Origin of the sequence: Micromonospora sp. CA-249363, assembly GCF_050950185.1 — a bacterium.
Taxonomy (GTDB): Bacteria; Actinomycetota; Actinomycetes; order Mycobacteriales; family Micromonosporaceae; genus Micromonospora.
In genome coordinates, this window is sequence record NZ_CP192020.1 from 2,791,016 (window position 1) to 2,817,367 (window position 26,352).

A 26,352-nucleotide genomic window follows, 5' to 3' on the forward strand; every position below is an offset into this window, starting at 1 on the left:
CACACCGTGGAGAGAAGATCGGAGCCCGACCGTGGCCGAGACGACCCTGCGACCGATGAGCCCCGGCGACGCGGACCGCGTCCTGGCGATCTACCAGCTCGGCCTCGACGGCGGGGACGCCAGCTTCGAGGTCACCGCACCGACCTGGGCGGCGTTCGACGCCAGCCGTCTCGCCGCGCACCGGTTCGTGGCGGTCGCCGACGGCCTCGTCCTCGGCTGGGTCGCCGTCTCGCCGACGTCGGGCCGCCCGGTCTACGCCGGCGTCGTCGAACACTCCGTCTACGTCGACCCGGCGGCTCAGGGGCGCGGAGTCGGCCGGCTGCTGCTCGACGCGCTGATCACCTCGACCGAGGCCGCCGGCGTCTGGACGATCCAATCCGGCATCTTCCCCGAGAACACCGCCAGCCTGGCCCTGCACCGCCGGGCCGGCTTCCGCGAGATCGGCGTACGCGAGCGGATCGGCCGCCACCACGACCGCTGGCGTGACGTCGTGCTGCTCGAACGCCGCAGTCCCACCGTCGCCTGACCGGAACCCGTCCGCGCGTGGACACCCCGGCGTCCACCGCGCACCGGGTCCGCGGGCAACGCCACCGTCACCGTCGGCTGGCGCAGGCCACGCAGGTACGCGCCGACGGGCGGGCGGCGAGCCGTTCGGCGGGGATCGGGCGGTGGCACCGTTCGCAGACGCCGTAGACGCCCGCCGCGACGCGGCTCAGCGCCTCGTCCAGTTCGGCGACGCGTCGACGGGCCGCGGCCAGCACGGCGCTCAGCTGTGCCCGTTCGAACGCGATCGTGCTGCCCTCGGGATCGTGTTCGTCGTCGGCGTTCGAGGACCGGGACGCCTCGAACAGGCTCCGCAGGTCGCCTTCGAGCGCGGCGATCTCGGCGGTGGTCTCGTCGCGTCGGCGGTGGAGATCCGCACGAATCGCGCTGGGATCGGTGTCCATGACGGGTTCCACGCTACGCGCGGGGAGCGATTCGCGGGGTCAGCGTTCGGAGCGGACCTCGACACGACGCGGCCGGCCGTGCGTGTCCTCCCGGTCGATCCGCAACTCCCGCTCCAACTCGCCGATGACCGCGCGCAGATCGTCGAGCCGCTGGGTGAGCGCGATGCGGTCCACCTCGTCGGGTATGCCGTCACCGTCCTCGTCGTAGCCGGGGGCCAACCGCTCGGTCATCTCCAGGCGGCGCGCCTCCTCCATGGAGTTCACGATGACCGCGATGAGGATGTTGAGCAGCAGGTTGACGGTGATCACCACGTAGCTGACGTAGTAGAGCAGCGTCCACGGCGAGATGGCCAGCCCCTGCTCGATCAGGTCCGGCAGCGTCTCCAACGACAGCAGCACGAACAGCGTCAGCAACGACCGGCCGATGTCCCCGTACTCGTCGGGATACCGGTCGCCGAAGATCAGCCAGCCGGCCATCCCGTACACGTAGAGCGTCACCACGGCCAGCGCGAGGAATCCGGTGACGCCGGGCAGGCTGCGCCACAGCGCGGAGACGATGGTCCGCAGGCCCGGCGAGAAGCGCACGAGCCGGACCATCCGGGCGACCCGCACCACGCGCAGCAGCGCCGCGTCGCCGTGCAGGCCCGGAACGAAGATGGCGGCGATCACGAGGAAGTCGAAGACGTTCCAACCGTGCCGGAAGAAGTCCTGGGGACGCCGACCGTACGCGGCCAGCCGGATGCCGATCTCGATGGTGAACACGGCGCGGAAGAACAGCTCCAGCCCGTGCAGCGCGCCGGTCGCGGGGAAGAGCCCCTCGTACGTCTCCAGACCGAGGACGATCCCGTTGGCGAGGATGACGACGACGATGCCGACCTCGAAGGGCCGCGAGCGGGCGAGCCGTGCGCAGGCGTCGGCCACGGTGGGTCGGCGACGGCCGGGACGGGACCGGTCACCCCGCTGAGCGGGAGCGGGCGTTCCGCTCACCGGGCGGCCGATCCGTCGGCGCGTGCCGAGGTCGCCGCGCGGGCCCACCTCCGGTCGTCGTGGCGGCACCCAGGCATGGCGACCACCCTAGTGCCTCGCGTAAGGACTGGCCGGCCGTGCGGCACCTGAGCTGCCAACCCCTAGAGTGGGTCGGTGACCGACGCAGCGGGGAGGTCCGGCGACGGCGGGGCCGGCCGGCAGCCGATCTGGGCCAGACCCGAACGGGGAACGCGCGGCCCCGCGCCGACGCACAGCCGGGAGGCGATCGTCGCGGCCGCGATCACCCTTGCCGACACCGAAGGGCTCGCCGCGGTGTCGATGCGTGCCGTCGCGGGCGCGCTCGGCACCGGCGCCGGATCGCTCTACCGGTACCTGTCGTCCCGCGACGACCTGCTCGACCTGATGACCGACCGCGTGGTGGGGGAGCTGCGGCCGTACCCGCCGGAGCAGGACGACTGGCGGGACGAGATGCTGCTGGTGGCCCGCCAGCAGTTGGCCCTGTTCCGCGCCCACCCGTGGTTGGTGGACGTGATCCAACGGCCGTCGGGCGTCGGCCCCGAGAGCCTGGCCTGGTTCGACAACTGCATCCGGATCCTGGAACCCGTGCCCTGCGCCGTCACCACCAAGTTCGAGGCGATCGCCGTGCTGACCGGTGTGGTGAGCCTGTTCGCCCGCAGCGAGGCGGCGGGGTCACCCGGCTTCGCCGGCATCGACCTCGGGGCGTACCCCCATCTCGTCGCGGCCCTCGGTCGGGTCGGGCCGCCGACGCCGCCGACGGACCTCTTCGAGCGGACGCTGCGCAGCCTGCTCACCGGCCTGCTGACGCCGGCGTCTCCGCGGTGAACGGGCGGGCGACGGAGGGCGTACCCCCGTCGCCCGCCGGCACGGCGAACCCGCGCCTGAGCGCGGCCGGTCAGGCGCGCGCGGCGCGGATGGCGTCGCGCAGCCCGGTCGTGGGGCGACCGATCAACCGGCTGAGGTCGTCGCTGTCGGTGGCCAGTTCGCCGATGGCGATCGAGTGGTCGAGGGCGGCCACGAACCCGGCGGTGCCGGCGTCGAGCCCGACGTTCTGCAGCGCGGAGGCCAGGTCGGCGGTCGACATGTCCCGGTGGACGACGGTGGTGCCGGTGACCTCGGTGACGGCGTCGGCCAGCTCGTCGAAGGTGAACGCGGTGCCGCCCAACTCGTAGACGGCGTTGCCGTCCTCGTCCCGGGTCAGCGCCGCCGCCGCGGCGGCCGCGTAGTCGGTGCGGGGCGCGGCGGAGATCTTGCTGCCACCGGTGGCGCCGAGGATGGTGCCGCTCGCCAGGTACTGCGGGAGCTGGTCGGTGTAGTTCTCGGTGTACCAGCCGTTGCGCAGCACCGTGTACGACAGACCCGACGCGGCCAGCACCTCCTCGGTGGCCTTGTGCTCCGGCGCGAGCGGGTTCGTGGTCGTGTCGGCCTTCAGGATGCTGGTGTAGACCAGGCGTTCGACCCCGGCGAGCCGGGCGGCGTCGATGACCGCGGTGTGCTGGGGCACCCGCTGCCCCGGGGTGTCGCCGGAGATGAGCAGCAGGCGGCGTACGCCGGCCACGGCGCCGGGCAGCGTCGAGGGGTCGTCGTAGTCGGCCTGGCGGATCTCGACGCCGCGCGCGGCCAGGTCGGCGGCCTTCTGCGGGCTGCGGACGACGGCGGCGATCTCGGCGGCGGGCACGCCGGCGTCGAGCAGGTGCTCGATCACCAGCCGGCCGAGACGGCCGGTGGCGCCGGTGACGGCATACGTGGGCATGGGGACCTCCGATGAGCGGTGACTACTAGTAAGCACTTACGAATCTACAGCACAGTTCGTTGAGTAAGTATCGGGTACGCTTGTGACGTGACCGAGATGCCGGCCCGGGACCCGGCGGGGCCTACCCAGGAATTCGTCAGCGATGTCTTCGCGCGCAGCTGCACGTCCCGTGCCGCCTTCGAGGACGTCACCTCGAAGTGGGCCTCGCTCGCCCTGCTCGCGCTCGGCGAGGGCAGCTACCGGTTCAACGCCCTGCGGCGGCGCGTCGAAGGGGTCAGCGAGCGGATGCTCTCCCAGACCCTGCAGATGCTGGAACGCGACGGGATGCTGACCCGCGAGGTGCTCACCGCGATCCCGCCGCGCGTCGAGTACACGCTCACCCCGCTCGGCGCCCGGGTCGCCGAGCAGCTCCGCGGCCTCGCCGACCTGCTGGAAGCCTCGGTGCCCGAGGTGCAGGCCGCCCGCGAGCGGGCCTGAGCTAGTTGGTGTCCTCGGCGCAGATCGTGGTCATCTCGGCGAGGTAGCTCGCGAGTGTGGGCAGGCCAGCCTCGGCGCGGCGACGTTCGACGCCGGGCTCGTCCCTGATCGGGGTCGCCGGGACGGGGCCCTCCGGCCCGCAGCGGATCTGTGTCCCGTACACCTGGGGCTCGCCCTTGCCCACGGCCACCCGGTCCTCAAGGTAGGCGAGGTTGCCCGGCGAGGCCTGGCGGGCGGCGACCGCCGCGCGCAGCAGGTCGAGCGCTTCCTGTTGGAAGGCGGGATCCAGGTCGGAGTGCTGGACGATGGCCCACGCGGCGTTGCCGCCGTCCTCGCCCACGAGTGCGAAGGTCGGCCAGCCGTGGGTCCGGATGATCTCTTTCAGGCGGACGGTTCGCGCCTGGTCGGACTCGGTCTGCGCGGTGCCCTCCCGGTCGGCCTGGTCGCGCTCCAGCATCGCGATCAACTCGTCGTGCAGCGCCTTGTCGAAGGCGGCGGGGGAGACGGGGGTTCGCGGGGAGGGGGACCTGGGCGCGGGGCCGCCGGTCGGTCCGCCGGAGGGCCCGGGCGAGGTGCCGCAGCCGGCGAGGAGCAGCAGGCAGGCCAGCGGCAGGGCGACCCTCGGCGAAAGCTTCACGGCATCGATTTTCGTCGCTGCCGACCCGTGTCACAAGCCGGCGCCGGGGACGCCCTCAGGCGTGCAGCGTCTCGCGGGGCGGCACCCCGTAGCTGGCGTGGTACCAGGCGGTGAACCTGCTGTGGCTGGCGAATCCCCAACGGCTGGCGATGGCCGACACGGTCTCCCTGCGGGGATCGGCCCGGACCAGGTCGTGGTGCGCCCGATCGAGCCGGACCCGGCGCAGGTACGCCATCGGGGTGGTGCCGAGGTGACGGCGGAAGGCGAGCTGTACCGCGCGCAGGGAGACCGCGGCGGCGTTGGCGATGTCGGCGGCGCCGATGTCCCGGTCGGCGTTCTCCTCCACGAAGGCGACGGCACGACGCAAGGTTGCGGTACTGGCGTCGTGGCGGTCCCGCGCGGTCTCGTCGGTGAACGCCGTGTTGGGAAAGATCGCGAGCGCCGCGGCGGCGAGCATGCGGGCGGCGCTGCCGATCACCAGCGGCTGGGCGCTGGTGATCGGGTTGTTCAGGACGACGTCGTTGACGTACCGGGTGGTCCGTCGCCACTGCCGCGTGCGGGTCGCGTCGACGGGGCCGAGGTCGGTGAAACGGATCGGGCCGGGCCGCCGGGCCGGCGCGGCGGTCGCCACCTGTGTCAGCACCCCGAGGTCCAGGACGCAGAGCTCCACCTCGCCGGGTTCCCACCGCAGGTTGAACGGCTCGCCCGGTCGGTTCGTCAGGAACACGTCGCCGGGGCCGAAACGGTGGGCCTCCCCCTGACAGGTGCGGCTGATCAGGGCGCTGCGGGTGCGGCAGACGACCAGCCCGTCGATGTCGCCCACCTCGATGTCGAGGTGGGCGCTCTGGCCGATCGTGGCGAGGGCGAACGGGCCGGCGTCGACGCGCCGGTGGACGAGGTGGTAGCCGGTCTCGCCCGCGTGGATACGCAGGTCCGCGGTGTAGGTGCTGGCTAGGAAGCGGTGGATGGCCGCCGGGTCGTGACTCTCGAATCCTCGGGCCTGCACTGGTGACGTCATCCGCTGTCTCCGTCGGGGAAGGAGACCGCCGGATCGGATCGGGACCGGCGGTGTGGTCGGGACGGTGGACTCGGTGCGTGCGAGGGCGAGTGGCGACCGGTCGAGCGGTGTCGAGCTGGACGGCTTCTAGAATTTCCAGCAAATCACATATCCATTGATGGGAATTCCACCATACGGCAACCGGTCGTGCGTCGACGTCGATCCGCTAATTTGTCGAGTCGACTTCGCTTTCCGGCTATCGCGCGCGCCGATCCTGCGCCCGCTGTCCTAGTCGCCTCCGGCGGTGGCAGCGAAATCTTGTTCATGATCTGCCGGGCGTCCCCGGCGTCCGGGCCACAGCCGGAGATCCGGCCGACAGGCGGGGGTGAGTCGTTGGACGGTACCGATCCGGACCGCGTCGTACGACTGGCGGTGGCCGAGGCACTGGCGCGGGTGGCGGACGAGGACAGCCTGGGACTGGGCGAGGGTGACGCGCTGATGGGCCTCGGCGTCGCGCTGCGGGAGGTGCTGCGCCGCGCGCTCGACGACCGCGTCCCGCTGACCACCCCCGAGTTCGTCGACCTGTGCCGTGACCTACGGCTCAACCGCGACTCGTTCGACCTGCTGGGACACTATCTGCTCACGGCGTTGCTGGCCCACCACGTCGGGCCGGACGCCCTGGTGCGCGTCGGGGCGCTCCTCGGCACCGTCCGACGCTACCTGCCCGCCGCCCGGCCACCCGCGCGGCGCAACGAAGGGCCCGAACCCCGCCGACGTGACGTCCGCGCGGACAACAGCGTCGTGGGCCGCTACCGGCGCGCCAAGCTGCCCGAGCACCTGCCCAACCCACCGAGCTGGACCTGCACCGGGTGTGGTCGCGAATGGCCCTGCGCCACCAAGCAGAGCCAACTGCTCGCCGAGTTCGGCGGCGCGCGTGCCTCCCTCGCCGTCTACCTCGGCTCGTGCCTCGTCGCCGCCGCCGAGGACCTGCCGACGCTGCCCCTACCCAACGCACGACACCGTTTCCTGGGCTGGCTACCCCGCGCACGGATCTGACGACGACGCGCCGCCGTGGGCACTGGGCAAAGAGACATCGATGCGATGGAATGTCCTGGACGCGTCGCACCCGGAGGGACATCGATGGCGAACGCCCGAACCCGCGCACGGACCGCCGCCGCCCTGGCCGGCCTGCTGGGCGCGGCGCTCGCCGCCGCGCCCGCGACCGCCGACCCGACCGGCCGTCACCGTCCGACCCCACCCCACGTCGTCGGCACCGGTACGGTTCCCGCCTACTCCTACGCGCGGGCGATCCGGGAGAGCGTCTGGGTCGAGACCCGTACCGACAGCGACGGCGACGGCCGACGCGACCGGGTCGCGGTGGACGTCGTCCGACCCCGCGAGGCCGCCGCCGCGGGGATCCGCGTGCCGGTCGTCATGGAGGCGTCGCCCTACTACCTCTGCTGCGGCCGGGGCAACGAGGGCGAGTTCAAGGCGTACGACGAGTCCGGTGTCATCGCCTCGGTGCCCCTCTTCTACGACAACTACTTCGTCCCGCGCGGGTACGCCTTCGTCGCCGTGGACCTCGCCGGCACCGCCCGCTCGACCGGGTGCCAGGACGTCGGGGGCCCGGTGGAGGTCGGCAGCGCCAGGGCGGTGGTGGACTGGCTCAACGGCCGGGCGCGCGCGTACACGGCCGACGGGCGGCTGGTCGACGCAGGCTGGAGCACCGGCCGGGTCGGCATGATCGGCAAGTCGTGGGACGGCTCGGTCGCCAACGGGGTCGCCGCCACGGGCGTCCAAGGGCTGGCCACCATCGTGCCCATCTCGGCCATCTCCAGCTGGTACGACTACACGCGCTACCAGGGAACGCTGGTGTCGACCGACTATCCCGGCTGGCTGCACTCGGTGGTCAGCAGCCGCCCCGAGGCCGACTGCGCGACAGTGCTCGCCCGGCTGCGGGCGGACAGCGCCGAGGAGACCGGCGACTACAACGGGTTCTGGGCGCAGCGCGACTACCGACCGTCAGCCGACCGGGTGCGGGCCAGCGTCTTCGTGGCGCACGGCCTCAACGACCTGAACGTCACCACGAACCAGTTCGCCCGCTGGTGGCAGGAGTTGGCCGAGCGGGGCGTACCTCGCAAGCTGTGGCTCTCCCAGGCCGGCCACCAGGATCCGTTCGACGTGCGACGCGCCGAGTGGGTGGCGGCCCTGCACCGCTGGTTCGACCACTGGTTGCAGGGTCTGCCGAACGGAGTGATGGACGAACCACGGGTCGACCTGGAGACCGCGCCCGGCAGGTGGACGACGCAGCGCGACTGGCCCGCGCCCGGCACCCGGGACGTGCGGGTTCCCCTCGGGCTCGGCGACGGTGTGACCGGCACCCTCGGCGGCCGCGGCGCGCGGCCTGGTCAGGAACGGGCGTACGTCGACGGGTCGCTGACCGAGGCCGAGGTGGTCGCCGAGCCGACCAGCGCGACCGCCGGCCGGCTGGTCTTCCTCTCCGGCCCGCTGGACGCCGCGCTGCGGATCTCCGGCAGTGCGTCGGTACGACTGCGCGTCCGGGTGGACCGGCCGACCACCCAGCTGAGCGCCCGCCTGGTCGACTACGGCACCGCCGAGCGGAGCTGGTTCGGTGCGGTGCGGACGCTGGACACCGAGTCGTGCTGGGGACAGTCCACCGAGGCCGACGACGCCTGCTACCGCGACACCGAGGAGATCACCGAGGTCTCCGACCATGCCGTGCTGGCCCGGGGCTGGCTCGACGCCGCGCACCATCGCTCGCTGCGGTTCACCACACCGCTGCGCGCGGACCGGTGGTACACGGTGACCGTGCCGCTGAACGCGTACGACGCGGTGGTGCCGGCCGGGCACGTCCTCGGCCTGGTGCTCGGTCAGAGCGACCCGGAGTTCACGATGGCCGAGGACCGGGACGCGACCGTCCGCGTCGATCTCGGGCGCAGCGAACTGGTCCTTCCGGTCGCCGGTCGGGTCGGGTTGCCCGCCGTCGACGTCGCGCCGACGGTGGTCACCGCGCCCGCCGCTCCGTCGACGACCGGGTCGGCGCGCGTGGAGCGGGGGCGTCAGCGGCCCTGATCCCTGCCGCCCCGCTGTCGTGCCGTCACCCGCCGCCGGGATCCGCCGCGCCCTTCAACGGGCTCGGCCAGGGAGTTCACCGGGTACCCGTCCGCCGTACGGTGGCCGTTCACCGACCTCTTCAAGGCTCCTTGATCGAAAGAGCATTCGCTTGATCGAGGAGAGGCTTCGACGTGAGAGACAAGCAAGCCGAAGAGGTCGAGCGCGGGCAGATGTCGCGGCGCAAGCTGGTCAAGTACGCGGGCGTCGGCGCGACGCTGGCGGCCGCCAGCCCCCTGGTGGGTGGTGGCGCGGCGTGGGCCGACGAGGAGCGCCGGCCCGGCGACGACGAGGGCGACCGGGGTGGCGTCAAGAACCGGTCGTGGCGCGCGGGTGACCACCACGTCCACTCCGAGTACAGCGGCGAGTTCGACACCACCCGGAGCCCGATCGTCTTCCACAAGGGCGCGGACGCGGTCTACCCGATCGTCACCAACGCCATCATGGCCAAGAACTTCGGCCTGACCTGGGCGATGTGCACCGACCACGGTGGACCGACGCACTCGAAGGTCAACATCGAACAGGCGTACCCCGACCTGCTGCGCTCCCGCAAGCTCGTCCCCGAGGTGCTCCAGTTCTGGGGCATGGAGTTCGACGCGCCCGCGCTGGACCACCACACGCTGATGATCCCGCGCCACGACGACGAGGCGAAGCAGCTCTTCGAGCTGGAGAGCCGCTTCGCCAAGTACGACGCGTTCCCCACCGACCCGGCTCGCGACACCGAGGCCAGGATGGTGGAGTTCCTCAAGGTCGCCCGGGGCATGCCGCACAAGCCGCTGGTGATCGCCCACCACGCCTCCCGTTCGGCGCCCGGCCTCGGCGTCTACGGCCAGGACACCCCGCGCGAGTTCCGCAACGGCAACAACGCCGCGCCCGACGTCTACATCGGGTTCGAGGGCGCGCCCGGTCACCAGGCCGGTCCGCTCAACGGCGGCAAGCGCGGCGGGTACGGCAACCACCCCACCTACGGCGGCTTCGACCAGATGACCGCGCGGGTCGGTGGACTCTGGGACTCCCTCCTCGGCGAGGGTCGGCGCTGGTGGATCACCGCGACGTCCGACTCGCACGTGCACTGGACGCGCGGCGGCTCGGACTTCTGGCCGGGGGAGTACAGCAAGACCTACGTGTACGCCCGCCAGGACTACGGCGACATCATGGACGGCCTGCGCAACGGCCGGATCTGGGTGACCACCGGCGACCTGATCCGCAGCCTCGACGTGACCGCCACCTCGCAGGGGCGCACGGCCGAGGTCGGCGAGACCATCACGGTCAACCGTCGTAGCCGCACCGACGTCGAGATCGAGATCCGGTTCCGCCCGCTGGACGGCGTGAACGGCAACGCGGACCGTCCCGAGGTCCGCCGCGTCGACCTGATCGTCGGTCAGATCACCGGACCGAGCGCCAACCTGGACGCCGACACGAACCCCACCACCAAGGTCGTGGCCCGGTTCGGTCCACGGGACTGGCGTCGTCAGGGTCAGGACCACGTCATCCGGCACACCCTGCGCGACGTCCAGGCCGACACGTACGCCCGCGTGCGCGGGACCAGCACCGACGAGGCCGAGCCCCTCGCGGACGGGCTGGAGAGCCCGTGGGACGACCTGTGGTTCTACTCGAACCCGGTGTTCGTGCACGTCCGCTGATCCGGTCCCACCCCGCCCCTCCCTGTTGATCAAGAGGTTCGCGTCACCGCAGGCCGGAATTCTGACGCGAACCTCTTGATCAACGCCGTTCTCGGGCCGGATCGGGCCGTACCTCGGTCACCGCCTCGCAGAGGTCGCGGAGAGGGTCGATGGCCTGGGTTGAGCAGGCCACTTTTTGCAGCAGGGTCCGCAGGGTCGTCGACTCGGTCGGCGTGAGCGACCCCAACAGGTGCGCCTCCACCCGTCGTAGCGCCTCGCGTCGCTGCTCCCACGCCGCCCGCCCGGCGTCGGTGACGTCCACCAGTCGGCTGCGCCGGTCGGACGGGTCGGCCCGCCGGGCCACGAACCCGGGGCGTTCGAGGTCGTCGATCAGGTACGTCAGCACCGTGCGGTCGATCCCCAGCTCCTCGGCGATCGCGCCCTGGTTGCGGCCGGGGCCGGTGACCGAGGCGGTGAGCACCTGGTAGCCGCGCGGGCCGCCGGGGAAATCGGTCAGCACGTGCTCGGCCGCCCGGACATAGCCACGGAAGACGATCCCCAGCATCCAGCCCAGATCGTCGTTGAGCGGATCGGGCCGTTCCGGCCGGTCGGTGGCACCCGTCATACCCCGACGATAGCCGAAGTCACAGACCTTGTTGGCAACAGATGTTCTGTCTGACATAAGGTTGGCGTCGCGACGCATCGCGCGACGCGGCGCGTACGACAGGAGGCTCGCACATGAGCGACTACGGCCACGACCTGGTCTTCGGCTCGTTCACCACGCCCGGCATCGACGATCCGGACCGGGTCGTCGGGCTCGCCGTCCTGGCCGAGCAGGTCGGCCTCGACCTGGTCACCTTCCAGGACCACCCGTACCAGCCACGGTTCCTGGACACCTGGACGTTGCTGAGCTTCGTCGCCGCCCGGACCGACCGGGTGCACCTGTCCGCGAACGTCACCAACCTGCCGCTGCGCCCACCCGCCGTGCTCGCCCGCAGCGTCGCCAGCCTCGACCTGCTCACCGGAGGTCGGGTCGCCCTGGGCCTCGGCGCGGGCGCGTTCTGGGACGCCATCGAGGCCATGGGCGGACGGCGGCTGACCCCCGGGCAGGGTGTCCGGGCGTTGGAGGAGGGCATCGACGTCCTCCGGCAGATGTGGGACGCCCAGGCGCGCGGCGGTGTGCGGGTCGACGGCGAGTTCCACCGGGTGGTCGGCGCGAAGCGCGGCCCGGCTCCCGCCCACGCGGTGCCGATCTGGCTCGGGGCGTACAAGCCGCGCATGCTCGCGCTCACCGGTCGTCGGGCCGACGGTTGGCTGCCCTCGCTCGGCTACCTCGAACCCGGGGATCTGGCCCGGGGCAACGCCGTCATCGACGACGCCGCATGGGAGGCCGGCCGCTCACCCGCCGACGTCCGCCGGCTGCTCAACATCTCCGGCACCTTCTCCGCGGTGGGCCGTGGTCTGTTGCACGGACCCGTCGAGCAGTGGGTGCGGGAGTTGACCGAGTTGGCGCTGGGGGACGGGATCGGCACCTTCATCCTGGCCAGCGACGACCCCGACGACCTGCGCCGCTTCGCCGGGGAGGTGGCGCCCGCCGTGCGGGAACTGGTGGCGACCGAGCGCGACCGGGACACCGCGTCGGCGCGTACCCCCGCCGAGGTCCTTGCGGACACGCAGCCGCCGGCGGTCGTGGCGCCCTCCGCGCCGCGGGCCCGCGCACGGGTGAGCGCCGGCGCCTTCGCGGTGGTGCCGACGCCCGACGACGGCCGCCGGCTCAGCGACCGGCAGGTCTGGGACGAGGCGACACGCCCCACCGGGCCGACGCCCGACCCCGCCCGCACCTACACCGCGCACGAGCAGGCCACCGGCCAGCACCTCGTGCAGGTGCACGACGGTCTGCGCGCCGAACTGGCGCAGATCCACGACCTGATCGAGCAGGTCGCGGCGGGCGAGATCGACGCCGGCGCGGCGCGGTCGCAGATCAACACGATGACCATGCGGCAGAACCGGTGGACGTTGGGCGCGTACTGCGAGTCCTACTGCCGCATCGTCACCACCCACCACACCATCGAGGACCAGGCGCTCTTTCCGCGACTGCGGCAGGCCGACCCACGGCTGCGCCCGGTCGTCGACCGGCTGGAGCAGGAGCACCACGTCATCCACGACGTGCTGGAGGGCGTCGACAAGGCGCTGGTGGCGTACGTCGGCGCGCCGGACGGTCTGGCCGAGCTGCGCGCCGCCGTGAACCTGTTGACCGACGCCCTGCTGTCGCACCTTAGCTACGAGGAGCGGGAGCTGGTCGAGCCGCTGGCCCGCCTCGGGGTGAGCTGACCGGGTTGCCCGGAGGGATCTGAGAGACTACTTTCGAAACATGTCTCTCAAGAATCCGTACGGGGATTTCGAGATCACCGAGCCGCAGGCCCTGCGAGCGCTCGCCCACCCCGTCCGCCTGGCCATCCTCGACCGGCTCCAACGACACGGCCCGTCCACCGCCACCGGACTGTCGCCGCACGTCGGCGCCACGCCATCGGTGGTGAGCTGGCACCTGCGCCATCTCGCGACGTTCGGCCTGGTCGGCGACGCCGACGGGAGCACCAGCAAGCGGGAGCGCTGGTGGCAGGCGACCGCCCGTGGGTTCCGCTTCAGCCTGCCGGACGACGCCGAGGGGCAGGCCGCGGCGCGGCAGCTGCGCGGCGAGATGTTCGCCCGGTACGCCGAGACGCCCCAGCAGTGGCTGTTGCAGGAGGAGCCCCGACTCGACGACACCTGGCGCTCGCTGGCCGGGGTGGCCGACACCTCGTTCATCGCCACTCCCGACGAGCTGCGTGAGTTGGAGGAGGCGATCGAGGAGCTGCTCGCCCCGTACGTGCGACGCAAGGACGACGACGCGCCCCCGGACGGCGCGCAGGTCGTACGAATGCTGCGCTATCTGCTGCCCGTGGTCGCCGACGACCGGTCCGATTCATGACCGCCGTCGACGCCCCGGCCGCACCGGCCCTGCACCGCGACCGGCGCTTCCGTACCTTTTGGATCGGTCAGACGATCACGGCGTTCGGCGACCGGATCAGCGAACTGGCCCTGCCCCTGATCGCCGTCGCCCTGCTCGCCGCGACACCCGTACAGGTCAGTGTCCTCACCGCGCTGATCTGGCTGCCCAACCTGCTGGGCCTGTTCCTCGGCGCGTGGGTGGACCGGCGCACCCACAAGCGCCGACTCCTGATCGTCGCGGACCTGGTCCGCGCGGTCGTGCTGCTCAGCCTCCCGGTGGCGTACCTGTTCGGCGCGGTCACCCTGACCCAGCTCTACCTGGTGGCGCTGCTCACCGGTGCCGGCGCGGTGCTGTTCGCCCTGGGGCAGCAGGCGTTCTTCGTCGCGCTGGTGCCGCGCTCGGCGTACGTCGACGCGAACAGCAAGCTCAGTGTCAGCCGCTCCCTCTCGTTCATCATCGGTCCGGCCGTCGGCGGTGGCCTCGTCCAGGCGCTCACCGCGCCGGTGGCGATCCTCGTCGACGCGGTGTCCTTCCTCTTCTCCGCCCTGCTGCTGCGCCGCATCCCGGTCACCGAAACCCCGCCACCGCCACGGCAGACGTCCACCCTCGGCATGGTCCGCGAGGGCCTGGCGCTGGTGCTGCGCCATCCGGTGCTGCGCGCCGCGCTCGGCTGCACCAGCACCGTCAACTTCTTCACCTTCATCGCCTCGGCGCTGCTGGTGCTCTACGCCAACCGTGAACTCGGGCTGTCGCCCGGCGCGATCGGCGTCGCCTTCGGGGTCGGCGCGCTCGGCGGCCTGGCCGGCGCGGCCCTGGCGCCCCGCATCTCGCGAGCCATCGGGCTCGGCCGCACGGCGATGATCGGCGCGGTGGTGTTCCCCGCCCCGCTGGCGCTGACGGCGCTGATCGATGGTCCGACCTGGACGAAGGTGGCCATGCTGGCGGCCATCGAGTTGGTGTCCAGCGTCGGGGTCATGCTGATGGACGTCAACATCAACGCCCTGCTCGCCGCCGTCACCCCGGACGACGCGCGGGGGCGTCGAGCCGGCGCGTACAGCGCCGTCAACTACGGCATCCGGCCCCTCGGCGCCCTGGTCGGCGGCGCGCTCGGCACCACCCTCGGGCTGCGGCCGACCCTGGTCGTCGCCGGACTGGGCGGTGTGCTCGCCGTGCTGTGGCTGCTCGCGTCCCCCGTACGCCACATCAGGAGCCTCGACACCGTCACACCGTGACCGACCGGGCCTGGCCGTCGCCTGCGCCGCTCCTGATCGGCCGTCGCCCCGCGTGCGCCGCTCCGGACCGGAGGCACCTACCTGCTGAAGCGTGATGCCGGTGAGTCATCAAGATGACGCACAGGCATCAGGCTCATCGCACCGACAGCCCCGAGCCGACCTCGACGGCGTGCCGGCACCGACCGCCGGTCAGCTCGCCTCTGCCGTGAGCAGCGCGGCCAGCTCGGCGGGCTGGGAGAACATCGGCCAGTGGCCGGTGGCCATCGTGACGAGCCGCCAGCGCTCGCTGGTCAGCAACGCCGCGACCACGTCGTTGGGCTCGGGCCCGTCGAGCAGGCACTTGACGTACGTCGTCGGCAGCTCGCGGAGGGAACGGGCCAGCACGGCCGGCTCGGTCAGCGTGCGGCCCGGATGCGTCGTGGCCCCCTTGACCAGCCGAGCGATCTGCTCGTCGGTGAGACCCTGACCGTCGAACTCGGCCGGGGCGAGCGGCGGCCAGTCGCCGCCGTTGTCGGCGAGCACGGACTCGAACGCCGCCTGACCCTGCCACCAGCCGGAGGCGAACGACCCGCCGTCGACCGGCACCTCCGAGTCGAGGAAGACCACGCGGGTCAACCGGTCGCCGATCCGCTCGGCGGCCTGCCCCACCGGGATGCCCGAGTAGCTGTGCCCGACCAGCACCACATCGCGCAGGTCGTGGCGCTCGATCTCGTCGACGATGTCCTGCACGTGGGTCTGCTGGCCGGCCGGCACGCCCTGCCTCTCGGCGAGACCGGAGAGGGTCAGCGGAAAGGTCTGGTGGCCGGCCGCCCGCAGGCGCGGCGTCACCTCGTCCCACGCCCAGGACCCCAGCCACGCTCCTGCCACCAGCACCAGATCAGCCATGGCCGAACCCTACTGCGACCCTCCGACCGGCGCGCGTCACGACCAGGTCCGGGCCTGGGCGTCGAACATTTCGGGTGGACTCTCGACGGGCAGGACGCACAGCAGGTGCCCGCCGGGCGCCCGCAGGATGCGGCACTCCATCCACCGCGTCACCTCGGTGGCGCCCAGGCCGACCAGCCGTGCGGTCTCGGCCGCCACGTCGTCGGTCTCGATGTCGAGGTGGTAGCGCGGCGCGTCGTCGACGGCCTGGACGGCGGTGACCAGGCCGGGCACCGCCTCGTGCAGGCCCACGAACTGCGGCTCGTCCGGGTGGGACCGGGTGCCCACGCCGAGGGCCGCCGACCAGAACTCCGCCGCCCGCGCGGCCTCCGCCTCGGGCGCGTCGATGAGCAACGCGTAGACACGGCTTCGATGCATGCGAGGCAGGATATCGAGGACTCCCGCTATCCGCCCGTCGCGAAGCGGCCGGCGGCCACCGCCGGGAGCGCGACCTCCGGAGGGTACGCCTGGTAGACGGTGATGGTGTCGGCCGTATGGCGAGCGCGGATCTGACGGGCGGGAACGGACACGCCGCGATCCTCGCCCATCGGGCGTCGCCGGATCCACCGGAATACCGCCGTCAGGCGTGGTCGTTCGGTGGCGGGCCGGCCTCGACCGGCATCCGGTAGATCCGGATCGGGTAGGCGACGGCCGGGTGTCCGCCGTTGAACCCGGCCGTCAGGTGCAGTTGGGCCGCCGGGAGCCAGAGCTGCCCCTGGGTGTCGAGCCACATCGCGTCCACCCAGTTCAGGCGCGGGTCCGCGACGAGCGTACGCACGGTGCGGTCCGGCCCCACCGCGAGGATGCGGCGGCGCTCGACATCGCTGACGTAGATGGTGCCGTGCGCGTCGATGGCCGTGCCACCCGTGCTCGGGGTGTCCGACCAGGGCTCGACCCGCCGGGCCAGCTCCTCGGCCGACAGCGTCGGGTCGTCCAACCACCGGGTGCCGATCCGGGACATCCCACCCGAGGCCGGCTGGTAGTACAGCCACCGACCGTCCGGGGACACCTCCAGTTGGTCGGCGTGCAGGCACACCTCGGCGCCGCGGGGATCCCGCAGCGCCCGGCCGTCGGCGACAACCGGCCGGCCCACCGTGCTCGGGTGCCCGTCCAACACCCGTCGGCACCGACCCGAGTCGAGATCCAGCACGATGAGACCGGGCGCGCCGGCGTCGGTGACGTACGCCGTGCCGTCGTGGAACCGGACGTCGTCGACGTAGCTGTGCGGACGCACCGCGTCGTCGAGGTGGTAGATCCGTTCCACCCGGTCGCCGTCCACGTCGACGACGATCAGCCGCGCCCCACCGGGCACCTGCTCGCCGCCGAGCTGCGCCGCCCCCGAATCGACGATCCACAGTCGACCGTCCGGGCCGAACCGCAATCCGTTGACGTGGACGAACGCGCCGTCCGGCGACTGGTCCGGACGGTTCCACGCGGCGTCCGGGTACGGGTTGCGGTCGCCGTCCGGCAGCGCCTCCACCACCTGCACGCCCGGCCCGTCCGCGGAGGGATAGCTCAGAAAGACCCGCCCCCGGAGCGTGGCCACACCCGTGCACACCCGGTCCTCGGCGAGCACCGGTGTCAGCCGGGGGTCCTCCACGGTTCCGAGCATGGACATGGGCCCGCCCCTCGCGCCACGGGCGACGTCGCCGTACCCGTCGATGGTTCGCCACCGTCGGCCCGGTATCCCCGTGTCGCCCCCGGCGAAACGCGGGCCTCGCGGGGTGCCGTCAGTCGGGCCGGTCGACCAGTGCGGCGAGCCGTTTGGGCGCCTGCACGCAGTAGCTCTCGGTGAGCAGCTCGCCCACCTCGTCCCAGTCGGTGTCCGCGTCCAGGATCATGCCCAGCACGTTCGGGCTCCAGTCCGGCTTGTAGAAGGGGTGCCCGACGCTCAGCAGACCGGCGATCTCGTCGAGCGGCGATCGGAACACCAACAGACAGGCCGGCCGGTCGAGCGCGGCGGCGCGCGCGTGCACCGCCTGACGCTCGGGGTCGACGGTGAGCACGTGGGCGTAGGTGCGCCGACGGATCCGCCAACGGATGCCCACCCAGGCCGGCTCCTCGTAGGTCTCCGGCAATCCGCTGCAGATCGGGCGTAGCCGGTCGAGAACCTCGGGGTCGACGTCTCCGGGGGCGGTCACGAGCAGAAACGCTAGTCGGCGGGTACGACAATGACGCCCGCTGACGGGCGGCGGTGGTGTGCTCCCGACGGATCGGCCAGGATGGGTCGGGCCGTCGCCCCTGAACCGACACACCCGAGCCCCGCCGAGGAGTTCCGTGCCCTCCACCCTGCTCTCCCGCCGTGACCTGGACTTCCTGCTGCACGACTGGTTGCGGGTGTCGCAGCTCGTCGACCGTCCCCGCTACGCCGAGCACTCCCGGGAGACGTTCGACGACGCGCTGGACCTCGCCGAGCGCGTGGCCACCGAGCAGTTCGCGTCGCACAACCGGGCCGCCGACCTCGCCGAACCGACGTTCGACGGGCAGCGGGTGCGGCTGATCCCGCAGGTGCGCGCGGCGTTGGACAGCTTCGCCGAGACGGGCCTGCTGACGGCCGAGCTGGACGCTTCGGTCGGCGGTCTGCAACTGCCGCAGGCCGTGGCCGCCGCCTGCTTCGCCTGGTTCCAGGCGGCCAACGTGGCCACCTCGGCGTACCCGATGCTGACCCTGGGCAACGCGAAGCTGTTGTTGGCGCATGGCGACGCCGAACAGGTCGACACGTACGTCCGACCCATGCTGGAGGGCCGGTTCTTCGGCACCATGTGCCTGTCGGAGCCGCACGCGGGCAGCTCGCTTGCCGACATCACCACGCGGGCCGAGCCGCAGCCGGACGGGACGTACCGCCTCTTCGGCACCAAGATGTGGATCTCCGGCGGTGATCACGAGCTGGCCGAGAACATCGTCCACCTCGTGCTGGCGCGGATTCCCGGCAGTCCGCCCGGCGTGAAGGGCATCTCGCTCTTCATCGTGCCCAAGGTGCTCGTCGAGCCGGACGGTGCGCTCGGCGACCGCAACGACGTGGTGCTCGTCGGGCTCAACCACAAGATGGGCTTCCGGGGGACCACCAACGCCCTGCTCAGCTTCGGCGACGGCGGCCACACCCCGGCCGGTCGCCCCGGCGCGGTGGGCCACCTGGTCGGCGCGCCGCACCAGGGGCTCGCCCAGATGTTCCACATGATGAACGGAGCGCGGATCGGTGTCGGCGCCGGTGCCACGGCGCTGGGCTACACCGGCTATCTCAAGAGCCTGGCGTACGCGCGCGAACGGCCACAGGGCCGGCCGATCGACGCGAAGGACCCGGCGACACCGCAGGTGCCGATCATCGACCACCCCGACGTACGGCGGATGCTGCTGGCGCAGAAGAGCTACGTGGAGGGGGCGCTCGCCCTGGTGCTCTACTGCGCCCGGCTGCTCGACGAGGAGCAGACCGCGCCGGAGCAGACCGACCGCGAACGAGCGCACCTGCTGTTGGACGTGCTCACCCCGATCGCGAAGAGCTGGCCCTCGCAGTGGTGTCTGGCGGCGAACGACCTGGCCATCCAGGTCCTCGGCGGCGCCGGCTACACGCGTGACCACGACGTGGAGCAGCACTACCGGGACAACCGGCTCAACCCGATCCACGAGGGCACCCACGGGATCCAGGCGCTGGACCTGCTCGGGCGCAAGATGACCATGCACGGCGGCGCGGGCCTGCTCCTGCTGACCGAGACGATGGGGGACACCGTCGAGCGGGCGCGGCTGGCCGGCGGCGAGGCGGCCGAACTGGCCGACCGGCTGGCCACGGCGGTGGAACGGATCACCACTGTCACCCGGCGACTCTGGGCCGGCGGTGACCCGGTGCTCGCCCTGGCCAACGCCAGCGTCTACCTCGAGGCGGTCGGGCACGTGGTGATCGCCTGGATGTGGCTCGAACAGGTGCTGGCGCTGCCGTCCGCCGAGAGCGGCGATTCCTTCCACGCCGGCAAGCGGCAGGCGGCCCGCTACTTCCTCACGGTCGAACTGCCCCGCACGGGACCCCAGTTCGACCTGCTGGACGGCCTCGACCGCACCGCGCTCGACATGCGTGCGGACTGGTTCTGACGATCACCGTCGACGGGTCTGGTGGTTCATGGCCTGCCGGCCCTTGACCACGCCCAGGATGATCACGATCACCAACGCGATCAGACCGATGATGATCAGCCAGCGGACCGCCTCGAGGATCAGTCCGAGCAGAATCAGCACGCCGGCGACCACACCGACGACCCAGAGCAGGGCACGCATGACAACCTCCCGTGACCGGCCGCAACGCGAGATGCCACGACCCCGGCCCCGACCTTCCCGCCCCCGCAAACCCCAAACACGCCGTCCCGACGCCCACCCCTGCGCGATCTTGCACTTTCTGTTGCGACAAAAGGGACTTCAGTCCGCAGAACGCCAACACAAAGTGCAAGATCGGCGGCGGGGAGGGTCGGGGGCGGGGGCGGGGAGGGGTGAGGGCGGCGGGTTAGGGGCGGGCTACGTAGATTGTGTTGGCGGACTGGCCGCCGGTCAGCGGGTTGGCGAACGGCACGACGTGTGGCCGTGCGGTCGTGAACACCTCCGCGAGCGTCGCGGTGAACCCGTCGTCCGGTGGGTCGTCCGACCAGAGCGCGAAGACCCCGTCCGGACGGAGCAGCGCGGCGAGCCGCCGGAGGCCGTCCGGCGTGTAGAACGGCGCGTGGCTCGGGTGCAGGACATTGCGTGGCGAGTGGTCGACGTCGAGGAGGACCGCGTCGAAGCGTCGCCCGGGCGCCTCGGCGTCGAACCCCTCGTCACCTGCCACGGCGGCGAAGAAGTCGGCCCGTACGAACCGGGTCCGTGGGTCCTCGGCCAGCCCGGCCGCGAAGGGCAGCAGCCCTCGCCGGTGCCAGTCGATGACATCCTCGATGGCCTCCACCACCAGCAGCGCCCGTACGCGCGGGTCGGCCAGCGCGGTGCACGCCGTGTAGCCCAGCCCGAGACCGCCGACCACCACGTCGAGCGTGTCGCCGGTCAGTTCGGCGAGGCCCAGTCGGGCCAGTTCGATCTCGGCGACGGGGAAGAGGCTGGACATCAGGTACTCGTCGTCGAGTTTGACCTCGTACACCTCGACCTGGAGCGCCGGGTCGCGACGCCGCCGTAGGCTGATCTCGCCGATCGGTGTGTCCCGCCAGGCCAGTTCCTCGAAACGCGCGCCCACGCTGCCCTCTCGCCGCCGGATTCGTCCACGAATGGTACCGACCGTGTCCCGCCCCGCCACGCAGGGTCCACGGGACATCGACGCAGCGCATATCCTGTGCGCGGTCGAACCAGCGGAAGGGACCCCATGCCGTCGCGGCAGGATCAGCTGCACTCCTACCAGTTCAGCGTCCAACGGGCGGTCGCCGCCCTGGTGATGCGGGAGACCGATCCGGCCCAGTCCCCGTTTCGGCGGCTGGCGGGCGCGGGCCTGGCCAGCGTCCTCGTCGCGGTGATCGCGCTCGGCGGCTCGGCGCTCTACGGCCTGTTCGCCGGTGGTGGCAAGGGCTGGCGCGACCCGGGCGCGGTGATCGTGGAGAAGGAGTCCGGCGCCCGGTTCGTGTACCGGGAGCAGAAGCTGCACCCGGTGCTCAACTACGCCTCGGCGTTGCTGATCGTCGGCGCGGACCAGTCCAAGACCGTGCTGGTCTCCCGGCGTTCGATCGACGGTGTGCCGCGCGGCCTGCCACTGGGCATCGCCGACGCGCCGGACTCGTTGCCCGCGCCGGGTCGGCTCGCGCGGACGGCCTGGACGGTCTGCTCGACGACGGTGGGCGCGGACTCCCGTTCGGCGCTGCTCATCGGTGTCGACCCGGACGGCGGTCGACCGCTCGGCGACGACGCGCTGCTGCTGCGCCACCCGGACGGCGACCTGCACCTCGTCTGGCACCAGCGTCGGTACCTGATCCGTGATCCCAACCGGGTGTTGGCCGCGCTGGCCACCACGCGGACGCGGGCGGTGCCCGTCGCGCCCGCCCTGCTCAACGCTCTCCCCGCCGGCGTCGACCTGGCCCCGCCGGCGCTGCCCGGCGAGGGGCGGGCCTCCACCCGGGTGCCGGGCGCCACCATCGGGCAGGTCTACCTGGTGCGCAACTCCGGCGGTGGCCGGCAGTACGCGGTGGCGCTCGACGACGGGCTGGCCGGGATCACCGAGTTGCAGGCCGGGCTGCTGTTGGCCCGTACCGGGCAGGGCGAGTCGGAGCCGATGACGTTGGGCCGGTTCGCCGCACTGCCCACGATGCCCGATCTCGCCCCGAGTGGGCCGACCGCGCCGCCGCCCGCCCCGCCCCGGCTCGCCGCCGTGGACGACGGGGGCGTTTGCAGCCGGGTCGGCGACGACGGCGCGGGCGAGGTGCGGTGGGGCGTACGCCTGCCGGACCTGGCGGCCGTTCCGCGGACCGCGCCGTCCGGCGCTGCGGCGCTGGCCGACCACGTGGTGGTGCAGCCCGGTGGCGGCGCGGTGGTCGAGGCCGCCGCGGCGCCCGGCGCGTCCGGAGGGGCGGTGTCCGTGGTCACCGACCTGGGCCGACGGTACGTGCTGGCCGACCGGGAGGTGCTGCCGATGCTCGGTTACCGCGACGTCCGACCGGTGCGGCTGCCCGCCGGCCTCGTCAGTCTCGTGCCGGCGGGCGCGACCCTCGACCCGGCCGCCGCGCGGGCGGTCGCCGCCCCGTCCTGACGCCGCTCGGGTCCTCCGGCGCCGCCGTCCGGACCCACCCGGGTCGTCGCCGACGCCGCGCGGGCGTCAGGTCGCCGGACGGCGCAGGATGCTGACCGCGAAGGGCGCGTCGTCGCGCCACGGACGCAGGTCCCAGGTGGCGAAGCGGTGCTCCAGGCGCAGCCCGGCGGCGACCGCGTCGGCGTCGAACGCGGTCAGCGGGTAGCCGCGTTCGGTGCCGAAACCCACCGCGAGGACGCCGTCCGGGCGGAGGTGCCCGGTGAGTCGGCGGAGCACCTCGGGCTCGGTGCCGACGGCGACGAACGCGAGCACGTTGCCGGCGAGCACGGCGGCGTCGAACGGCTCGCCCTCGCCCATCGCCGGCAGGTCCAGGTCGGCCAGGTCGGCGACCAGCCAGCGTGGGCCGGGGTGGTCGGCGCGGGCGGCGTCGACGAGGACGGGGTCGGCGTCCACCCCGACGACGGTGTGCCCCCGCTGGGCCAGGGCCGCGCCGACCCGACCGGTGCCGCTGCCCGCGTCGAGGATGCGCGACCCGGGCTCGACCAGGGTGTCCACCAGCCGGGCCTCGCCGGCCAGGTCGGCGCCCTCGGCGGCGAGCTTGCGGAACCGGTCGACGTACCACTGCGAGTGCTCCGGACCGGTGTCGGTCGCCCAGCGGGTCGGGTTGGCCATAGGGCTCACGGTATCCGGCTCAGCCCTTCTCCGCGCCGCTGGTCAGGCCCTCGGTCAGCAGCCGTTCGCTGGCGAAGAAGAGGATCACGATGGGCAGGGTGAGGACGACGGACCCGGCCATCAGCACCGTCTTGGGCACCTCCACGCCGTCGGAGAGCAGCGACAGCCCCAACGACACCGTCCACCGGTCGGGCTTGTCGACGAGGAACAGCAGGGCGAACAGGAACTCGTTCCAGGCGATCATGAAGTCGTAGAGCGCGACCGCCATGATCGACGGCATCGCGAGGGGCAGGCTGACCCGGCGGATGATGCCGAGCCGGCCGGCGCCGTCGATGGCGGCGGACTCCTCCAGGCTGACCGGGATGGTCTCGAAGTAGTTCTTCAGCATGTAGACCGACACCGGCAGGGTCTGCGAGACGTAGACCAGCACCAGCCCGAACAGCGAACCGCGCAGCCCGGCCAGGCTGAAGACCACGAACAGTGGGATCGCGATGACGATCGAGGGGAACAGGTAGACCGCCAGGAACAGGAAGTCGACCTGCCGTCGACCGAAGAACCGCAGCCGGGCCACCGCGTACGCGCCGGGGATCGCGACGAGCAGCGTGAGCACGGTTGCCGCGACCGCCACCAGGGCGCTGTTGCGGATGAAGGTGAGGAATCCCTGGCCGCCGTCGTCGGTGGCCTTGAGAACCTCGGCGTACGTGGCCACGGTCAGCTCGCCGAAGCCGACGACCAGCGCGCCCGGGTCGAGCAGCAGCCGCTCGATGGGGCGTACCGAGAGCACCAGCATGTAGTAGAAGGGAAAGACGGTGACCACCAGGAACGCGGCGATCGCCAGGCGGCGCAGCCAGCGCAGGCTCACCGTCTCGACCATGTCCCGGTCCATCAGCCGACCCTCCGTCCGAAGAAGCGCAGGTAGATCACCACGAACACGATGAGCACCACGGCCAGGACGACCGCCTGCGCGGCGGCCGCGCCGATGTCGGTACGGGCGGTGAGGAACTCGTACACCCGCACGCTCACCACCTCCGTGCCGGCGGCCCCGCCGGTGAGCAGGTAGACGTCGTCGAACTTGTTGAACGTCATGATGAAGCGCAGCACGCCCAGCAGGGCGATCACCGGCAGGAGCTGGGGCAGCAGGATGTGCCGGAACCGCTGCGTGGGCGTGGCCCCGTCGACGCGGGCGGCCTCCTCCAGCTCGCCGGGCACCGCCTGAAGTCGGGCCAGCAGGAACAGGAACGCGAACGGGAAGTACCGCCACGCCTCGAACGTGATGACCGTGGCCAGCGCGGTCGACTCCTGGGTGAGGAAGGGCACCGGCGCGTCCCAGCCCAGCAGGCGTTGGCCCCAGTGGTTGACGATGCCGAGCTGCGGGTCGAGCATCACCTGCCAGACGAACGTCACCGCGACCACCGGGGCCACGTACGGCAGCAGCATCGAGGCCCGTACCAGCGTGCGACCGCGGAACGGCCGGCGGACGACGAGCGCGGCGACCAGGCCGAGCAGGATCGAGCCGACGGTGCCGCCGACGCTGTAGAGCAGGGTGACCCACAGCGTGTCGGCGAAGCCGGGGGTGTGCAGCACCCGGTCGATGTTGTCCATGGTGAGGTCGCCGAACAGGCCGGTCTTGCGCAGGGTGGCGAGCCGGACCCGCTGGAAGGCGAGCACCACGGTCCAGATGATCGGGATGCCGATGACGACGATGGTGACGAGCAGGGTCGGCGCGACCAGTGCCAGCCCGGCACGGGACTCACGGCGGCGCAGCGTCAGCGGCCGGCGGCGGGCCGGCTCCGGCCGCTGACCCGTGGGGGAGCGGCCGGGGGCGGTGGTGGTCAATTGACGCCCGCCTTGATCGCCTCGACGTCCTTCCTGGCCCGGCCGGCGGCGGCCGCCGCGTCGGACTTGCCGGCGGTGAGGTCGCCGAGCGCCTTGGGCACCGGCAGCTCACCGAGCATCGCGCCGACCAGCTTGCCCTGGCCCTGGCTGAGCCCCCAGCGCGCGAACGTGTCCGGGCTGCGCCGCAGGGTGGCGAGCACATCGTCGCCGTAGACGTCGGTGAGGGGCTTCTTGCTGTCCACGCCGGCCGGGCTGGTGGTCCAGGCGGTGAGGAACGCCTCCGGCTCGGTCGGGGTGCCCTTGCGCACCGGGAAGCGGCCCTCGGGGGACATGCCGAACCAGCGCGGGTAGCCGTCACCGAGCATGTACTCCACGAAGGACTTCGCCGGATCGGCCACCGCGCCGTCGAGCACCGCCCAGGAGCTGATCTCGCCGTACTGTGCGGGTTCGGTGCCGTTGGGGCCCTTGATCGCGGTGACGAATCCGCTGTTCTTGGCGAGGAACGACGGGTCGGCCTGGCACTGCGGGCACGTCGGCTTGGCGTCGTCGCGCAGCCCGGCCAGCTCGTCGAGGATGAACGGCGACCAGATCACCATGGCCGCCTTGCCGGCGAAGTAGGTGGCCCGGGTGGTGTCGACGTCCTGCGCGCCCTTGACGGAGCTGGTGCGGATCAGGTCGCCGTAGAAGCGGAACGCCTCGACGCACTGCGGAGAGTCGAGGGTGACGGCGCCGGAGTCGTCGGTGAGCTGGCATCCGTTGGCCAGGGCCAGGTGCTCGAAGGTCTGTTGGGTGAAGACGTCGCTCGCCGAGGTGGCGGCGGTGATGCCGGCGACCCCGCCGGTGTTCAGCTTCGCCGCGGCGGTGGCGATCCGCTCGTACGTGTCGGGGGCGGGCAGGCCGGCGGCGTCGAACAGGTCCTTGCGGTAGACGAGCAGTTGCCCCCAGCCGTCGCTGGGCACGGAGAGCTGCTTGCCGTCGTCCGAGGTGAGCTCCAGCGCCCGGGGCGAGAACGTCTGCCGGCCCAGCTTGTCGACGATCTCCGCGTTCGCCGAGGCGTGCAGCAGCTCGTTGCCCGCGAGCGTACGGATGCCGGCCAGGGAGACCGAGCCGACCACGTCGGGCAGCTCGCCGGCGGCGGCGTTTGCGGCGATCAACGAGGGGAACTGGTCCTCGTTGACGGTCACCAGGTCGACCTGGATCCCGGTCTTGGCGGTGAAGTCGGCGATGATCGCCTTGGTGGCGGTGACGCGGTCGGCGACATCCTCCAGGCTCCACACGGTGATCTTCTTGCTGTTGCTGTCTGATCCGTCGTCTCCGCAGGCCAGCAGGGTGGACGTGGCCAGTGCCAGGATCAGGGTGGTGGCGAGTATCCGCCTCGGAGGTGCTGACATCGGTGGCACTCCTCTCGAAGGGTACAAGACGGATTCAACACCTT

Annotated in this window: 27 protein-coding genes and 1 pseudogene; 11 read left to right on the plus strand and 17 right to left on the minus strand. The window is 72.1% G+C overall.

Annotated elements, in window-relative coordinates; genetic code table 11:
- Positions 1 to 31: 31 nt before the first annotated feature.
- On the plus strand, positions 32 to 526 hold the full coding sequence (locus tag ACQPZK_RS12740; protein ID WP_433538487.1) for an N-acetyltransferase family protein: 495 nt from the start codon (positions 32 to 34) through the stop codon (positions 524 to 526).
- Positions 527 to 593: 67 nt separating this feature from the next.
- Here the strand turns inward: ACQPZK_RS12740 and ACQPZK_RS12745 are convergent, their stop codons facing one another.
- Together ACQPZK_RS12745 and ACQPZK_RS12750 are read right to left on the minus strand one after the other, a co-directional pair.
- A complete protein-coding gene (locus tag ACQPZK_RS12745) occupies positions 594 to 947 on the minus strand; it encodes a TraR/DksA family transcriptional regulator (protein WP_433538488.1) in 354 nt (117 codons plus the stop codon).
- Positions 948 to 986: 39 nt separating this feature from the next.
- Positions 987 to 1,934 carry an ion transporter gene (locus ACQPZK_RS12750; RefSeq protein ID WP_433538489.1) on the minus strand — a complete coding sequence of 316 codons (948 nt, stop codon included), beginning with the start codon at positions 1,932 to 1,934 and terminating at the stop codon, positions 987 to 989.
- 153 nt (positions 1,935 to 2,087) lie between these two features.
- On the opposite strand from ACQPZK_RS12750, the gene ACQPZK_RS12755 reads away from it, so the two are divergent.
- Complete coding sequence (locus ACQPZK_RS12755; protein ID WP_433538490.1) at positions 2,088 to 2,777, plus strand: TetR/AcrR family transcriptional regulator; 690 nt, start codon at positions 2,088 to 2,090, stop codon at positions 2,775 to 2,777.
- Positions 2,778 to 2,847: 70 nt separating this feature from the next.
- On the opposite strand, the gene ACQPZK_RS12760 is transcribed toward ACQPZK_RS12755, so the two are convergent.
- Positions 2,848 to 3,705: an SDR family oxidoreductase gene (locus ACQPZK_RS12760; protein ID WP_433538491.1), complete on the minus strand. Its 858-nt coding sequence runs from the start codon at positions 3,703 to 3,705 to the stop codon at positions 2,848 to 2,850.
- 96 nt (positions 3,706 to 3,801) lie between these two features.
- On the opposite strand from ACQPZK_RS12760, the gene ACQPZK_RS12765 reads away from it, so the two are divergent.
- Entirely contained in the window at positions 3,802 to 4,182 is a 381-nt protein-coding gene (locus ACQPZK_RS12765; RefSeq protein WP_433539193.1) for a winged helix-turn-helix transcriptional regulator, read from the plus strand.
- A gap of 1 nt (position 4,183) precedes the next feature.
- Here ACQPZK_RS12765 and ACQPZK_RS12770 read toward each other — a convergent pair whose 3' ends face one another.
- Both ACQPZK_RS12770 and ACQPZK_RS12775 read right to left on the minus strand, forming a co-directional pair.
- Positions 4,184 to 4,819, minus strand: a complete 636-nt coding sequence (locus ACQPZK_RS12770) for a DUF6624 domain-containing protein (protein ID WP_433538492.1) — start codon at positions 4,817 to 4,819, stop codon at positions 4,184 to 4,186.
- 55 nt (positions 4,820 to 4,874) lie between these two features.
- Positions 4,875 to 5,837 carry a helix-turn-helix transcriptional regulator gene (locus ACQPZK_RS12775; protein ID WP_433538493.1) on the minus strand — a complete coding sequence of 321 codons (963 nt, stop codon included), beginning with the start codon at positions 5,835 to 5,837 and terminating at the stop codon, positions 4,875 to 4,877.
- Positions 5,838 to 6,209: 372 nt separating this feature from the next.
- On the opposite strand from ACQPZK_RS12775, the gene ACQPZK_RS12780 reads away from it, so the two are divergent.
- The 3 genes from ACQPZK_RS12780 (at position 6,210) to ACQPZK_RS12790 (ending at position 10,591) form a co-directional block, all read left to right on the plus strand.
- Positions 6,210 to 6,872 carry a hypothetical protein gene (locus ACQPZK_RS12780; protein WP_433538494.1) on the plus strand — a complete coding sequence of 221 codons (663 nt, stop codon included), beginning with the start codon at positions 6,210 to 6,212 and terminating at the stop codon, positions 6,870 to 6,872.
- Between the two features lie 84 nt (positions 6,873 to 6,956).
- On the plus strand, positions 6,957 to 8,909 hold the full coding sequence (locus ACQPZK_RS12785) for a Xaa-Pro dipeptidyl-peptidase (RefSeq protein WP_433538495.1): 1,953 nt from the start codon (positions 6,957 to 6,959) through the stop codon (positions 8,907 to 8,909).
- Between the two features lie 173 nt (positions 8,910 to 9,082).
- Positions 9,083 to 10,591 carry a phosphoesterase gene (locus ACQPZK_RS12790; RefSeq protein ID WP_433538496.1) on the plus strand — a complete coding sequence of 503 codons (1,509 nt, stop codon included), beginning with the start codon at positions 9,083 to 9,085 and terminating at the stop codon, positions 10,589 to 10,591.
- A gap of 79 nt (positions 10,592 to 10,670) precedes the next feature.
- On the opposite strand, the gene ACQPZK_RS12795 is transcribed toward ACQPZK_RS12790, so the two are convergent.
- A complete protein-coding gene (locus ACQPZK_RS12795; RefSeq protein WP_433538497.1) occupies positions 10,671 to 11,195 on the minus strand; it encodes a MarR family winged helix-turn-helix transcriptional regulator in 525 nt (174 codons plus the stop codon).
- A 113-nt stretch (positions 11,196 to 11,308) separates the two neighbouring features.
- Between ACQPZK_RS12795 and ACQPZK_RS12800 the strand changes: the two genes are divergently transcribed.
- From ACQPZK_RS12800 to ACQPZK_RS12810, 3 genes are read left to right on the plus strand one after another with little or no spacing between them, the layout of a single operon-like run.
- On the plus strand, positions 11,309 to 12,901 hold the full coding sequence (locus ACQPZK_RS12800; protein ID WP_433538498.1) for an LLM class flavin-dependent oxidoreductase: 1,593 nt from the start codon (positions 11,309 to 11,311) through the stop codon (positions 12,899 to 12,901).
- Positions 12,902 to 12,941: 40 nt separating this feature from the next.
- Positions 12,942 to 13,538: an ArsR/SmtB family transcription factor gene (locus ACQPZK_RS12805; protein ID WP_433538499.1), complete on the plus strand. Its 597-nt coding sequence runs from the start codon at positions 12,942 to 12,944 to the stop codon at positions 13,536 to 13,538.
- Complete coding sequence (locus ACQPZK_RS12810; protein ID WP_433538500.1) at positions 13,535 to 14,791, plus strand: MFS transporter; 1,257 nt, start codon at positions 13,535 to 13,537, stop codon at positions 14,789 to 14,791. Before ACQPZK_RS12805 ends, ACQPZK_RS12810 begins: the two co-directional genes overlap by 4 nt.
- Before the next feature lie 189 nt (positions 14,792 to 14,980).
- On the opposite strand, the gene ACQPZK_RS12815 is transcribed toward ACQPZK_RS12810, so the two are convergent.
- The 5 genes and pseudogenes from ACQPZK_RS12815 to ACQPZK_RS12835 all read right to left on the minus strand — a co-directional run bounded on the left by ACQPZK_RS12815 (position 14,981) and on the right by ACQPZK_RS12835 (position 17,856).
- The gene (locus ACQPZK_RS12815; RefSeq protein ID WP_433538501.1) at positions 14,981 to 15,676 is read right to left on the minus strand and encodes an alpha/beta fold hydrolase; all 696 of its coding nucleotides are present in this window, start codon (positions 15,674 to 15,676) and stop codon (positions 14,981 to 14,983) included.
- Between the two features lie 36 nt (positions 15,677 to 15,712).
- Positions 15,713 to 16,093: a VOC family protein gene (locus tag ACQPZK_RS12820; protein ID WP_433538502.1), complete on the minus strand. Its 381-nt coding sequence runs from the start codon at positions 16,091 to 16,093 to the stop codon at positions 15,713 to 15,715.
- 41 nt (positions 16,094 to 16,134) lie between these two features.
- Positions 16,135 to 16,245 (minus strand): annotated as a pseudogene (locus ACQPZK_RS12825) (DUF4291 family protein); the annotation flags it as partial.
- A 50-nt stretch (positions 16,246 to 16,295) separates the two neighbouring features.
- On the minus strand, positions 16,296 to 17,333 hold the full coding sequence (locus ACQPZK_RS12830) for an SMP-30/gluconolactonase/LRE family protein (protein ID WP_433538503.1): 1,038 nt from the start codon (positions 17,331 to 17,333) through the stop codon (positions 16,296 to 16,298).
- A gap of 112 nt (positions 17,334 to 17,445) precedes the next feature.
- Complete coding sequence (locus tag ACQPZK_RS12835; protein ID WP_433538504.1) at positions 17,446 to 17,856, minus strand: MmcQ/YjbR family DNA-binding protein; 411 nt, start codon at positions 17,854 to 17,856, stop codon at positions 17,446 to 17,448.
- 136 nt (positions 17,857 to 17,992) lie between these two features.
- Between ACQPZK_RS12835 and ACQPZK_RS12840 the strand changes: the two genes are divergently transcribed.
- Complete coding sequence (locus ACQPZK_RS12840; protein ID WP_433538505.1) at positions 17,993 to 19,795, plus strand: acyl-CoA dehydrogenase; 1,803 nt, start codon at positions 17,993 to 17,995, stop codon at positions 19,793 to 19,795.
- Positions 19,796 to 19,798: 3 nt separating this feature from the next.
- Here the strand turns inward: ACQPZK_RS12840 and ACQPZK_RS12845 are convergent, their stop codons facing one another.
- Both ACQPZK_RS12845 and ACQPZK_RS12850 read right to left on the minus strand, forming a co-directional pair.
- On the minus strand, positions 19,799 to 19,975 hold the full coding sequence (locus ACQPZK_RS12845; RefSeq protein WP_433538506.1) for a hypothetical protein: 177 nt from the start codon (positions 19,973 to 19,975) through the stop codon (positions 19,799 to 19,801).
- Positions 19,976 to 20,198: 223 nt separating this feature from the next.
- Entirely contained in the window at positions 20,199 to 20,912 is a 714-nt protein-coding gene (locus ACQPZK_RS12850; RefSeq protein WP_433538507.1) for a spermidine synthase, read from the minus strand.
- 126 nt (positions 20,913 to 21,038) lie between these two features.
- On the opposite strand from ACQPZK_RS12850, the gene eccB reads away from it, so the two are divergent.
- Positions 21,039 to 22,409, plus strand: coding sequence for a type VII secretion protein EccB (gene eccB / locus ACQPZK_RS12855; protein ID WP_433538508.1), 1,371 nt, complete (start codon positions 21,039 to 21,041; stop codon positions 22,407 to 22,409).
- Positions 22,410 to 22,475: 66 nt separating this feature from the next.
- Here eccB and ACQPZK_RS12860 read toward each other — a convergent pair whose 3' ends face one another.
- From ACQPZK_RS12860 to ACQPZK_RS12875, 4 genes are read right to left on the minus strand one after another with little or no spacing between them, the layout of a single operon-like run.
- Positions 22,476 to 23,081 (minus strand): class I SAM-dependent methyltransferase, encoded by a 606-nt coding sequence (locus ACQPZK_RS12860; RefSeq protein WP_433538509.1) that lies wholly within the window; start codon positions 23,079 to 23,081, stop codon positions 22,476 to 22,478.
- 19 nt (positions 23,082 to 23,100) lie between these two features.
- Positions 23,101 to 23,967 (minus strand): carbohydrate ABC transporter permease, encoded by an 867-nt coding sequence (locus ACQPZK_RS12865; RefSeq protein ID WP_433538510.1) that lies wholly within the window; start codon positions 23,965 to 23,967, stop codon positions 23,101 to 23,103.
- On the minus strand, positions 23,967 to 24,917 hold the full coding sequence (locus ACQPZK_RS12870; protein WP_433538511.1) for a carbohydrate ABC transporter permease: 951 nt from the start codon (positions 24,915 to 24,917) through the stop codon (positions 23,967 to 23,969). Before ACQPZK_RS12870 ends, ACQPZK_RS12865 begins: the two co-directional genes overlap by 1 nt.
- Positions 24,914 to 26,308, minus strand: a complete 1,395-nt coding sequence (locus ACQPZK_RS12875; protein ID WP_433538512.1) for an ABC transporter substrate-binding protein — start codon at positions 26,306 to 26,308, stop codon at positions 24,914 to 24,916. The genes ACQPZK_RS12870 and ACQPZK_RS12875 overlap by 4 nt, the downstream gene beginning before the upstream one ends.
- Between the last annotated feature and the right edge of the window lie 44 nt (positions 26,309 to 26,352).